The sequence below is a fragment of the Cohnella sp. LGH genome (genome assembly GCF_017671885.1).
Classification (GTDB): domain Bacteria; phylum Bacillota; class Bacilli; order Paenibacillales; family Paenibacillaceae; genus Cohnella; species Cohnella phaseoli.
The window spans coordinates 6,602,387-6,614,891 of the sequence record NZ_CP072117.1 but is presented as its reverse complement, the minus strand read 5'-3'; the positions used below and the strand labels follow the sequence as shown (position 1 = coordinate 6,614,891).

10 protein-coding genes and 1 pseudogene are annotated in these 12,505 nt (G+C 53.9%); 9 read left to right on the top strand and 2 right to left on the bottom strand.

Translation table 11 applies throughout. The features are described from left to right. Nucleotides 1-223: 223 nt before the first annotated feature. The 9 genes from J4772_RS27545 (at nt 224) to J4772_RS37680 (ending at nt 10,460) form a co-directional block, all read left to right on the top strand. Nucleotides 224-3,181, top strand: coding sequence for a glycoside hydrolase family 97 N-terminal domain-containing protein (locus J4772_RS27545; RefSeq protein ID WP_209072307.1), 2,958 nt, complete (start codon nt 224-226; stop codon nt 3,179-3,181). An 18-nt stretch (nt 3,182-3,199) separates the two neighbouring features. Next, nucleotides 3,200-3,973 carry a tyrosine-protein phosphatase gene (locus tag J4772_RS27540; protein WP_209072306.1) on the top strand — a complete coding sequence of 258 codons (774 nt, stop codon included), beginning with the start codon at nt 3,200-3,202 and terminating at the stop codon, nt 3,971-3,973. Nucleotides 3,974-4,168: 195 nt separating this feature from the next. Next, the gene (locus J4772_RS27535) at nt 4,169-4,846 is read left to right on the top strand and encodes a CpsD/CapB family tyrosine-protein kinase (protein WP_246016451.1); all 678 of its coding nucleotides are present in this window, start codon (nt 4,169-4,171) and stop codon (nt 4,844-4,846) included. A 113-nt stretch (nt 4,847-4,959) separates the two neighbouring features. Further along, nucleotides 4,960-5,727, top strand: coding sequence for a YveK family protein (locus J4772_RS27530; protein WP_116060054.1), 768 nt, complete (start codon nt 4,960-4,962; stop codon nt 5,725-5,727). Between the two features lie 334 nt (nt 5,728-6,061). After that, the gene (gene galU, locus J4772_RS27525) at nt 6,062-6,958 is read left to right on the top strand and encodes a UTP--glucose-1-phosphate uridylyltransferase GalU (protein ID WP_116060055.1); all 897 of its coding nucleotides are present in this window, start codon (nt 6,062-6,064) and stop codon (nt 6,956-6,958) included. A gap of 26 nt (nt 6,959-6,984) precedes the next feature. Next, nucleotides 6,985-7,728 carry a sugar transferase gene (locus J4772_RS27520; RefSeq protein WP_246016452.1) on the top strand — a complete coding sequence of 248 codons (744 nt, stop codon included), beginning with the start codon at nt 6,985-6,987 and terminating at the stop codon, nt 7,726-7,728. A gap of 158 nt (nt 7,729-7,886) precedes the next feature. Then, nucleotides 7,887-8,846 (top strand): GDP-L-fucose synthase family protein, encoded by a 960-nt coding sequence (locus tag J4772_RS27515; protein ID WP_209072305.1) that lies wholly within the window; start codon nt 7,887-7,889, stop codon nt 8,844-8,846. Beyond that, nucleotides 8,843-9,871, top strand: coding sequence for a GDP-mannose 4,6-dehydratase (gene gmd, locus J4772_RS27510; RefSeq protein ID WP_209072304.1), 1,029 nt, complete (start codon nt 8,843-8,845; stop codon nt 9,869-9,871). The genes J4772_RS27515 and gmd overlap by 4 nt, the downstream gene beginning before the upstream one ends. After that, nucleotides 9,825-10,460 carry a glycosyltransferase gene (locus tag J4772_RS37680; RefSeq protein WP_209077475.1) on the top strand — a complete coding sequence of 212 codons (636 nt, stop codon included), beginning with the start codon at nt 9,825-9,827 and terminating at the stop codon, nt 10,458-10,460. Before gmd ends, J4772_RS37680 begins: the two co-directional genes overlap by 47 nt. Here the strand turns inward: J4772_RS37680 and J4772_RS37675 are convergent. After that, nucleotides 10,401-10,763, bottom strand: a pseudogene (locus J4772_RS37675) (metal ABC transporter permease); the annotation flags it as partial. The gene J4772_RS37680 and the pseudogene J4772_RS37675 sit on opposite strands and share 60 nt — an antisense overlap. Before the next feature lie 146 nt (nt 10,764-10,909). After that, nucleotides 10,910-12,499 carry a phosphodiester glycosidase family protein gene (locus J4772_RS27495; protein ID WP_209072303.1) on the bottom strand — a complete coding sequence of 530 codons (1,590 nt, stop codon included), beginning with the start codon at nt 12,497-12,499 and terminating at the stop codon, nt 10,910-10,912. Nucleotides 12,500-12,505: the final 6 nt, after the last annotated feature.

The window sequence follows — 12,505 nt, the reverse complement described above, 5'->3', positions numbered from 1 at the left end:
CAACGTTAGAGCGGCGGAGCGGCGGCTTGGCTCTCGCACATCAGTTTGCGAGAAATCTCATTTTATCTGGAGCGCACTCCTTAATATAGTTCAACTTATACAGTTGCCAATTTGTGAGAATGAATGATACAATTTGTATCAAATGTGTGGATAAAGCTTCCGATCAGTTTCATGATCCAAAATTAAACGATCTAATCCAACCTCCAAAAAGGGAGCAGAAAACATGCTGGCATTATTTTACGGATTAATAGCCTTGTTGAGCGCTGTAACGACCGCATTCGAGGAGCAGTCCGCCCTGTCCGCTCAGTCCGCCCGGTTCATCGCTCAATCCATTCAGTCCACCGTTCAGTCTACTGCCCAGTCCGCTCATACCGCTCAGTCCACTCAATCCGCCCTGTCCGCCTTGTCCACTCAATCCACTCAATCCGCCCAGTCCGAATTGCGTTCCCCAGATGGGAAAGTCGTCTTTCGACTGAACGACCGGCCAGACGGAAAATGGAGCTACGATGTCTATTACGGCAATGTCCGGGTTCTGACCAACTCCCCGCTTGGACTTGTAACGGAGGCGGTCGATTTCAGCGCGGGTCTGAAGCTGGCTGGAGAAAGCCGCCGCCGCATTCAAGAGACGCAGCGGCCCGCCGGCGTTCAAGCCGAGCCGTACTCGGTTAAGGCGAACGAATGGACGGTCGAATTTGCCAAAGATAAATCCCAATCTCAAATGCAGCTGCAAATCCGCGCATACGACGACGGAATCGCCTTCCGTTACGCGCTTTCCGGGACGGGACGGCAGGTCGTGCTCCGCGAAACGAGCGGGTTCCGCTTGCCGCAGGATGCGATAGGCTGGCTTGCGGATTACGTGCCGCATTACGAAGCCGTCTACGAACCGATTACAGCGCAGGAAATCAAAAAAGGCTCTTACATGATGCCAGCGCTGTTCTCGACAGAGGACAACCGCTTCTGGGCTCTCGTTACGGAGGCCGGCGTTTTTAATTCCGGAGGCGCCTTCCCCGCTTCGCAGTTAGTCGGGAGCGAGCGCCAGGACAGCCTGTTGGAGCTGGCGTTTCCCGCTGAACAGAAGGGCCGCGCCGTTGTCTCCGGTCCGCTCCAAACGCCATGGCGCACGGTGATCGTTGGCGACAATCCCGGAGCGATCGTGGAATCCCGGCTCGTCTACAGCTTGAATTCGCCGCCGGAGAGCGGCAAAGACCTCTCCTGGATCAAGCCGGGGAGGGCGGTGTGGTCTTACTGGTCCGAGGATGTGGATGAGAAGATTGAAGATCAGATGAGGTATGTCGATTTTGCCTCGCGGATGGGCTGGGAATACGTGACCGTCGATTCCAACTGGAATCGACAGGAGATTCAAGCGCTAATTCCGTATGCGGCAGGGAAAAACGTAGGAGTGATCATCTGGGTGCATTCCAAGGATTTGGACACGCAGGACAAGCTGAATCGTCTTCTGCCCGAGTGGAAGAGCTGGGGCGTTGCGGGGCTAAAGGTCGATTTTTTCGAAAACGACAATGCCGAGACGATGAAGAGCTACGAGCGAATTGCCCGTACAGCGTTCGAGCAGGGATTGGTTCTCGATTTTCACGGCAGCACGAAACCGGCGGGAGAAAATCGGACTTGGCCGAATATTCTCACGATGGAAGCGGTGAGAGGGACGGAATGGCAGATCGAAGGCAAACCCCTCGTAGCCGCTCATGAGGCGACCGTTCCGTTTACCCGGAACGTAGTCGGACCGATGGATTACACGCCGGTCACCTTGTCGCAGGCGGAAGGGATGACGACGTTCGCCAACCAACTGGCTCTATCGGTTCTGTACGAATCGCAGCTTCAGCATTTCGCCGACAATGTGAACGTGTATGCGCATTGGATCGGCCGCCATTTTTTGCGGGCCGTTCCCGAGGTCTGGGACGAGCTGAAATTTGTGGAGGGCTATCCCGGAGAATACGTAACGCTCGCGCGTCGCAAAGGTGAGACCTGGTTTGTCGGCTCCGTCTCGACCGAAGCACGCGAAGCGAATATTCCTTTGTCCTTCCTGGGGCCGGGGCGCTATACGGCGACGATATTCCAGGACGGGGCCGAGGATTGGAAAATCGACGTACGCAGTCGGACGGTGACCCGCGAAGATACATTGCGGATTCCCCTCCGGGAAAACGGCGGGCTGGCGATTCATTTGTCGCAAACGCCGCTGGAGCTCGTAGGCGAGGAGGGGGAGGCGTATGAAGCGGAAAGCTCAAGCAGCGTTAAGCTGGGGAAGGTGACGGAAGCGGTCTGCACGGGATGCTCGGGTTACCGCAAAGTCGAGGCGGCTGCCGGCGGCTCTGTGCGTTTTACCCAGATTTTCGCACCGGCGAAGGGCATGCATAGAGTTGATTTTCACTATGTGTCGGACCGGCCGAGCCGTTTGGGAGTACGCGTCAACCAAGGCGCAACACAAACTTTGGAGCTTCCTCCCTCGGGCATAGGGCTGGATAAACCGGGCTTGCGCGAGCTGTTCTTCGAGCTGAATCAAAGCTCCAATTCTATCGAATTCATCGCATTGGACGACACGGCTCCGGCAGTCGACCGGATTCAAGTATCGCCTTCGAGAACGGGAGTGGAGAAAAAGACGCCTGAGGAAACGAAGCGTACCTTTGACCGGATGTGGTTTGAGCACGACGGCACTTATGCGGTGACAGTGTACTACAAGAATCCGGGGGCGGTCGGAGGAAAGTTGCGGGCTTCCTGGGAGAACGGCTCCGAATCCGAAATTTTGCTGCCCGCGACGGGACCGCTTGAGCCTGTCGCACGGTCGGTGTTTTCGGTAGAGATGACGAAGGGATTCCATCGCTTGGAGTTGATCGGCGGGGAGAACTTCCCTGCCTCGATCGAGCGCATCGTATGGGCGCCTACCTCCGTCCGATATGAGCTCCCCTCAGACGGGAAAATGCCGCTGGAGCTGAACGTTTCTTCGACGGCCTCAACCGTTCGAATGCTTCGGCTCGTTTATCGGTCGGCGGGAGACGTCACCGCTTCTTTGAGCGTGAACGGGACGATTGCCGATCCGATCCGGCTGCCTGCCACAGCGAGCAAAACGGCGGAAACGATCCGGTCCGTCGAGCTTGCGGAAGGGATGAATCGGTTCCGGTTGTTCGCTGACGCCGGCATGGAGCTGCTGCGGATGGAACTCGTACAATAATGCGGGGAGAGAGCGCTTATGATCGATACGCATTGCCATGTGCTGCCCATGTGCGACGACGGGCCGGCCGAGTGGCAGACGTGCATGGAGATGGCCGAGCATGCCGCGGCCCAAGGCATTCGCACGATAATCGCAACGCCTCACCATCGAAGAGCGCCCTATAATAATCCGCCCGAGAAGATCCGCGAGCTTGTCAGGCGTTTCAACCGAATGGTCGAGCAGGAGAAGCTAGCCGTTACCGTTGTGGAAGGGCAGGAATTCCATTGGGAGGGCAATGCGCCGTGGCAGCGCGCGGTGGAAGGGCTGCAGACGTTGGGCTCGACCGGATATGCGCTGCTGGAGTTTCCTCACCGAAGAACGCCAGCCTCAATCAAGGAGGATCTGGCCACCTTCCGGGCAAGGGGACTGCGGGTCGTCATTGCCCATCCGGAGAGGCATCTTCCTTTTATCCGCGAACCGCATAAGCTGTATGCCTTGTTGCGCGAAGGCGCATATGCGCAGCTTACGGCTTCCTCCTTGACGGGTCATCACGGGAAAGCCGTACAGCAGGTCGCCTGGACGATGGCGAGAAACGGCTGGATTCATTTGCTGGCCTCGGACGCACATGACCTCGTGTACCGGCCGAACAGGCTGGGGGCCGCCTATGCGCTGGCGGCCGGCGAATTGGGGGATCGGCTGCCGGAGCTTTGGCAGCGGAATGCGGAGCGGCTCATTCAGGACGAGGAACTGCATAGAGAGGAGTTCGTTACTCGCAGAGCCGGCGTACGCTGGTGGAATATTCGTTTACCCTAGTGCATCGCATAGGACGCCTTCGACGGCCGCGCTTTCATTGGCGCGCTGCCGTCGAAGGCGTCTTTTTTATGATGAGCGGGGGAGGAAAGACAAACCGTAAAAATTAGGAAATTTATATTGACATGATACAATTAGTATCGTATTTTTAAGAAACGAAGGTTACGAATTGTATCATAAGTTAGAGGAGGATTGGTCATGACAAGCGCAACAATGATGAAACGCCGTGCCATTATTACGATCGATAATCCTGCTTCCGTTCATGCGGAAGCCTACCGGACGCTGCGGACGAACGTCCAATGGTCATCCGTCGAAAATCCGTTGCAGACGCTGCTGGTGACTTCCGCCGAACAGGGGGCCGGCAAATCGACGACGGCGGTGAATCTGGCCGCCGCTTTTGCGTTAATGGGCAAAAAAACGGTAATCGTCGACGCCGATATGCGCAGGCCGGCACAGCATTGTTATTTTAACAAAACGAACCGGACGGGGCTCTCGAACCTGCTGAAGGGGCAGTTCACGCTGAGCCAGACGATTCAGGAAACCCACATCGAAGGCTTAAGCTTGCTGCCTTCCGGCACGATTCCCCACAATCCCGCGGAATTGCTGGCCGGGCAGCGAATGGACGAGCTTCTCGCCGAGCTCAAGCAGCAATATGAGTTCGTGCTGCTCGATACGACGCCGGTGCTGGCCGTTACGGATGCGCAAGTGCTCGGTGCGAAGGTCGACGGGGTGCTGTTTGTCCTTCAATGCCGTTCCACGAAACGAGAATCAGCGAGAAAGGCGATCGCCCAACTGGAATACATGCACTCCAACGTGATCGGCACCGTGCTGAATCGAACGAAGAAAAAGAAGGCGGCGTACCGTTACGAACTGTAGAAGTCCTTCAAATTGCTCACCTAAAATTAAGCTTGACATGATACAAAATGTAGCATAAATTAAAAGGTGTAACGATACAATTTGTTTCATCAAAAGGCGATCGGAGGCTGATTATGGAGCCGGATATGAAAGAATATGTGAAACTTCTGTTGAAAAGAGGGTGGCTGATTGGCGGGATCGTCCTCTTATGCTGCGGAGCTACTGCGGTTTACGATCGTCTTTTTGCAAGCCCGGTCTACGAAGCGAGCATCAAGCTGATCGTGAACACCGCCAATCAAGTCGACGGCCTGATGCGTCCCGATTCCAATCTGATTACCTCAAATATTATGATGATCGACACGTACAAGGAAATCATCGCAACCCCGGTCATTATGCAGAAGGTCGCGGCCAAGCATCCCGAGTTCAATCTGACGGCCGACGAGTTGATTCGCAAGACGCGGGTGCAATCCTCTTCGAACTCGCAGGTCATGAGCGTCGCATACCGCGACGAATCGCCGACACGTGCGGTTGCGCTGGCGAACGAAATCGGGCTGGTTTTCCGGGACGAGATTCCTCAGATTATGAACGTAGACAACGTTACGATTTTGAGCGAGTCGAAGAGCCCCTCCGAGCTAGAATCGATTTCGATGGGATTGACCTTTAAGCTTGCCCTGGCCTTTATTTTATCGTTGATTGCGTCCGTGTCGGTCGTATTCCTGAAGGAGTATATGGACGATACGCTCAAGGACGAGAAGGATGTCAGAGTTTACTTGGATAAGTCGACGCTTGCCGAGATTTCCAGAATCAAGAGATCGGAGCTTGGCAAGACGGACGGATCGGCGTCGAAAGCCGCCGCTCTTTCCGGAGACCCGCTCGCCATACGCTTCAAGCAGCAACTTTAACCGTCGTCCCGCTGCGGACGCGGGAACACTCCCCGACCCGCTCGGGGCGGCCAAGTCTGATCAGCCGTTATCCTCTCAGGCACTCGGTCAAGCTGTGGGCGGCTTCCCGCCTTAGACGTGAATCGTCGAGGGTTTGACGTGAGGAGGGGTTGGATGCCCCACTAAATTACACAATTGAAGCAGTTCAAATAGAAGGATCAGGAGCGGCTTTTTGAACGTTCCGATAATCGGCGCGCAGTTGCGCCCCTTTTGTGAAAGGCTCCCTGGGCGGCTCCATCAAGAAGCCGCTCTTGATCTTTTTATCCGATTAACATGTGAAAAGGCGGGGTTGACGTTGAGAAAGTGGAAAAGAGTGAAGAAGGCGATTATTCCGGCGGCAGGTCTTGGCACGCGCTTTTTGCCGGCGACTAAGGCGATGCCGAAGGAAATGCTTCCGATCATAGACAAGCCGACGATTCAATATATCGTCGAGGAGGCTGTGCAGTCGGGAATCGAAGAAATCCTTATCGTGACCGGCAAAGGAAAGCGTGCCATCGAGGATCATTTCGACAGCCATTTCGAGCTTGAGCATACGCTCTACGAGAAAAACAAGCTTCAGCTTCTGGAGGAGGTTCAGAGGTCCTCCAATCTGGTAGACATTCATTATATTCGCCAAAGAATGCCTCTGGGTCTCGGACATGCGGTCTGGTGCGCCCGCAAATTCATCGGGAACGAGCCGTTCGCGGTGCTGTTGGGCGACGATATCGTTCAGGCGAATACGCCCTGTCTGCAGCAAATGATGGAGCAATTTCAACTGACGCAGAAATCGATCGTCGGCGTTCAGCCCGTCCCGTACGAGGAGACGCACAGATACGGCATCGTCGTACCGGAGCAGGACGAGGATGGATTATCCCTCGTGTCCGAGATTTACGAGAAGCCGCCGCGGGGAACCGTCGCTTCCAATCTGGCCGTGCTCGGCCGCTATATTTTAACGCCGGACATCTTTACGCTGCTCGACGAGCACATCGTCGGCACCGGGGGAGAGATTCAATTAACCGACGCCATTCAGCGGCTGTCGAAGCTGGATCAGGTGTACGCCTATCAATTCCAAGGCCGGCGGTACGATGTGGGCGAGAAGCTCGGCTTTATTTTAACGACGCTCGACTTCGCCTTACGCAATGAAGAACTGAAGTACCCGGTTTTGAAGGAAATGGAGAAGCTGCTGCAAGCCGCTCAATCCTATCGATTATAATACGGGCCCCCGAGGATGAAATGACGATGCCAAATTCCAAAGAAGCCAATATGAAAATCGCTTCGACCTCTTATGCTCCTTACTCGCCCTACACGCTCAGTCAAAACTCGCTCCTACAGAATACGCTCAATCCGAATACACCCAGTCCGGCTCGCGCCGGCCGCTCCGCATACGACCGGGCCAAACGGATGCTCGATCTCGTCCTGACCTCGGCCGCGCTGCCTCCTCTGGCTCCCTTTCTGCTGCTGATCGCGCTCGCGGTCAAGCTGGAGGAGCCGTCCAGTCCGGCGCTGTACACGCAGACCCGGCTCGGCAAGGACGGCAAGCCGTTTCGGATCTACAAATTCAGATCCATGGTCGGCGACGCAGAGAAGCAATTGGAGCGGATCAAGCATTTGAACGAAATGGAAGGCGCCGTGTTCAAAATCAAGAACGATCCGCGAATTACAAGGGTTGGCCGCTTCCTGCGCAAAACGAGCCTGGATGAGCTGCCGCAGCTGTTTAACGTCGTCCGGGGAGAAATGAGCCTTGTCGGGCCGCGCCCCCCGTTGCCGGAGGAAGTGGAGCGGTACAGCGGCTACGAACTTCTTCGTCTGCAGGTCAAGCCGGGGTGTACCGGGCTATGGCAGGTGAGCGGAAGGAATCGTCTCCATTTTACGGAGATGGTGGAGATGGATTTGGATTACATCGAACGCCGTTCGGTCTGGCTGGACATCAAGCTGATCGCCAGAACAGTAGTCGTTATGTTCAAGGCGAAGGACGCTTACTAGGGCGTGTCTGCAAACCCGCTCGGGAGCGTCTCCCCTGCTTCGTCACTTTTGCTTGACGTACCCCCGGTACGCCTTCACGAAAGTTCCTTGCATAGAACGAAAATTCGGCAAAATCTGCTGCCCTCGAAGGATGCAGACACGCCCTAGGAGGTTGCGCAATGGATCGAGACGCCAAAATATTCGTAGCTGGGCACCGGGGCCTGGTCGGGTCCGCCATCGAACGGAATTTGCTGGCCAGAGGCTTTCGTCAGATCGTGACGCGAACGCGAAGCCAGCTTGATCTGAGAGACGGTCTGGCGGTATTGGAGTTTTTCCGGCAGGAGCAGTTCGATTACGTGTTTCTGGCGGCGGCCAAGGTGGGCGGCATTGTGGCGAATCGGGACATGCCGGGAGAGTTTATTCGCGACAATCTGTTCATTCAGATGAGCGTCATCGACGCGGCTTATCGGACATCTGTGAAAAAGCTGCTGTTTCTCGGAAGCAGCTGTATCTATCCGAAGCTGGCCCCGCAGCCGCTGAAAGAGGAATATTTGCTGACGGGCGAACTGGAGCCGACGAACGAGGCGTACGCCGTTGCCAAAATTGCCGGAATCAAAATGTGCCAGGCCTACAACCGCCAATTCGGCACGACCTTCATCTCGGCGATGCCGACTAATTTGTACGGTCCGCGCGACAATTTCGACCCGCAGACCTCGCATGTGCTGCCCGCCCTGATTCGTAAAATGCACGAAGCCAAGGAGAATGGCTCCCCGTTCGTTGAGGTTTGGGGCTCCGGCCGGCCCAGGCGCGAATTTCTGCATGCCGACGATCTGGCGGACGCTTGCGCGCACCTGATGGAAGTGTACGAGGAGGGCGACATCGTCAACATCGGCACGGGCGAGGATTTGACGATCCTGGAGCTGGCGGAGCTCGTACGGGCTGCGGTCGGTTATGCGGGCGCGCTGCGATTTAACCCCGATCTGCCCGATGGGACGCCGCGCAAGCTGCTGGATTGCTCGAAGATGGAGCGGCTGGGCTGGCAGGCGAAAATACCGCTGCAGGCCGGCATTGCAAGCACCTATCGGTGGTTCCTGAAAAATATCGCCGCCAAGTCGGAAGAAAGAAGGATTCTATTGTGAAGAGAGCGCTTATAACGGGCATTACCGGTCAAGACGGATCTTATTTGGCGGAGCTGCTGCTGGAGAAGGGCTACCGTGTCTACGGGCTGAGAAGAAGAACGAGCACGCCCAATCATGCGAATATCGAGCATCTGCTGGACGATATCGAACTGCTCGAAGGGGATTTGACGGATTTGAGCTCGCTCATCCGCGCCGTCCGCGTCTCCGATCCGGACGAGGTCTACAACCTGGCCGCGCAGTCCTATGTCGGCACCTCGTGGCCGCAGCCGCTGTTAACGAGCGACTTGACGGCGCTCGGAGCGACCAATCTGCTCGAAGCGGTCCGGCTAACGAAGCCGGAGGTCCGTTATTATCAAGCGTCGAGCAGCGAAATGTTCGGCAAGGTCGTGGAGTGCCCGCAGCGGGAGACGACTCCCTTCTATCCGAGAAGCCCGTACGGCGTATCGAAGTTGTACGCGCATTGGATGACGGTGAATTACCGCGAAAGCTACGATATGTTCGCTTGCTCGGGCATTTTGTTTAATCACGAATCGCCGCGCCGCGGCATCGAGTTCGTTACCCGCAAGGTAACCGACGCGGTAGCCCGGATCGCCGGCGGACTGCAGTCCGAGCTAAAGATGGGCAATCTGGATGCGGTGAGAGATTGGGGCTACGCGGGAGATTACGTAGAGGCGATGTGGATGATGCTGCAGCAGGAGACGCCGGAGGATTACGTCATCGCCACGGGCGAGACGCATTCCGTCCGCGAGCTTCTGGAGATCGCCTTCAAGTACGTCGGGCTCGATTACCGCGATTTCGTCGTACAGGATAAGTCGCTTTGCCGGCCGGCCGAGGTGGATCTTTTGCTGGGCGACTGCGCCAAAGCGAGAGCGAAGCTGGGCTGGAGGCCCAAGGTCGATTTCGAGGGCTTGATCGCGATGATGGTCGAAGCCGATCTGGAAAGAGTTCAATTCATTCAATCGAAGGGATACCGACGCTATGAAAATCGCGTTTATGATTACTTCCCTGCAGTACGGGGGGGCTGAGAAAATCGTTCTCGACCTGATCGGCCGATTTCGCGGCTTGTCCATCGAATGCTGGCTGATCGCGCTCTACGAATCGAGAGACCGCGTTAAGCGCGACCAGCTTGCCGAGGCGCTTGAGCGCGAAGGCATCCGGCTGGTCGAATTGAACAAGCGGCCCGGAGAAGGGACTTTCCGGTCGATGCTCCGGCTGAAGCGGGTGCTTCGCGATATCTCTCCCGACGTCGTGAACGCCCATGGCCCGGTTCCGAACATGTATGCCGGAATCGCCAATCTTTGGGGACGCAAGGTTTCGACGATTACGACGGTACACAACGGTACGGACGATTGGCCCGACTGGAAGAGCAAAATGCTGGAGCGAACGAGCCTGCTCGGAGTGAACAGAGTCGTCTGCGTGGCCCAGCACGTCGCGGAGGCGTACCGCCTGAAATATCCGCAATCGACCGCCAAAACCGCCATCATCGAAAACGGCATCGATCCGCAGCGGTATGCGCCGCCGTCTCCCGCCGAGAGAGCCCGCCAAGGAAACTTCCACCGATCCGAACAAGTACGAGCTGAAGCTTCTCCCCACACCGGGATTCAGCGACATTAACACAACCGCCGTAGACAGTCCGCCGATCATAATAATCGCGACGGACACATCGGAGTACGATCGGTACGAACGACGAACATTTTCCGCCACAATCGCCCCGATCACCGCAACTACAAAGCCGGCCAGCGCCGGACTGCCCCGCGCCAACGCTCCCGCAGTCACCCCCGCCAACGACACATGCGACAGCATATCCGCCATTAGCGCCTGCCCTCTCAGCATCAGATAAACGCCCAGCACCGACGCAATCATCGCGATCGCCCCTCCGGCCAGAAACGCCCTCTGCATGAAGTCGTAGTGAAGCATCTTTTCCTACACCTCTTGTTATTTAATCGTAATAATTACGATTTTGGTCGAAAGGGAAACCGGACTTGTGGTCCGGCTTTGTCCTCTTTTAATCGTAATAATTACTATTAGAGGTTAACAGGGAGAGATTTTTTTGTCAACCCTCCTTATTTAGTCAGGCTTGCTTTTTGGGTTGTTGAGTTATATCCCACTTTTGCACCAAAAAAATCTCCAGCCTTACGCACCTCAACGAATGATTTTCCGTCTTTGACAAAGCCTTGAACCGTCTCACTCGTATTCGTCTTTGTATCAATCAAATCAATCTCAATTGGCGAGTATCTCGACTCCATTTTTGCACCGTCATCCTTATTAGGCTCTTCCGATTGCTTGTTCAAATAAACAAGAATAGCATGATGCACAACGCGCTCACTTGCCCCAGTGTTGAGTTTCTGGTTAAGTCCACCTGTTTGATCTGCTAAGATTGTGGAACCTCCGCCATCAAAGTTCAAAGCGTTCAGACAACCTTTTGATTGAGCAAATAAAGCCATCTCCTCTAGAGTTAAGCCCTGATCGCTAGTCGTCCTCCCATCACCAATAAACAACCACAAATCGCCTTTTACGTCGATTCCGATAAAAGTTCTTTGACATCGAGATTTACCAATATCATCTTGAACTTCTTGAGCTACACGATATTTTTCATAAACTAAAACACCGTTCTCAACTAACAACGGTGCTCCTTGAACAAGAAGTTCTTGTTTGTCGTTCTTATTTAGTTTACCGATAGTTGGCTTACCGTTTACAACTGCGAATTCATGCCATTTAAGTGTTTTTCCTGTTGCACTTGAAATAGCATTATCATGATCCTTACTGTCTCCAAGAGGAAGATTATTATAAAAATAAGGTCCATTAAACCCATAATCTGCTCCATGCTTCTTGACAAGCTCACTAACCTTTTTACCTTTCTCATGAATAAAGCGATACTCCACTTTTCCTATTTCAAACTTTATAATCCTTACATCAGTCGCTTTAGTTTTATAATCTCCATCGCAACGAATTAGTTTCCCGTTTGAAGCATATATACGCTCTTTGTATATCTTATTGTAGACATAAGTCATAGCTGAATCTTCTCTCTCCAAATTATTATCTTTATATTTAATGATCTCTGGAATAAAAAACTTCTGCGCATCAAGTACAGTATTTCCTCCAAAGAAAGCAGTCCCTGGACAAGTTTTTGCAGCAGAACCTTGAAGCCTATCACCTGTTCTTAGGTTATAAATCTTACTCCCACTTGCACTCCACCAGTGGTGATATACAACATGCTCTGTATCTATTGGCAGCTTAAATCGCTCACAGAGAATCGCGTTTAAAAACAAGATAATATCTCGTTGAGCTTCAGTCATTTTATCTCCACCGATATCAAAATAACCTAGATGCTCCATGCAGATTCCATTGCTGTTTGCACCTGTTATCCCTGCTGGAACGATATTCAGAGTACGATCAAGAGAAACACCTATGGTTCCATCTGGAAAGGTCGTGAATTGCTGCGCAGTCGCTGAGAAATTTCTGTCATTGATATGAAAGTTTCGCATGCCCTCAAGTTTCTCAAAATGATTTGATCCATTGAAATGAGCATAGCTGGGAGATGCAGTATGGTGATTTTGTATTAACGATATCTTCCGTGACACATTCTGTTTAAACAACCACTCACGAAATTCAATCTTAGAACTAAATAGTAAAAAGTTCCCTTTTGACTTCATCTTTTG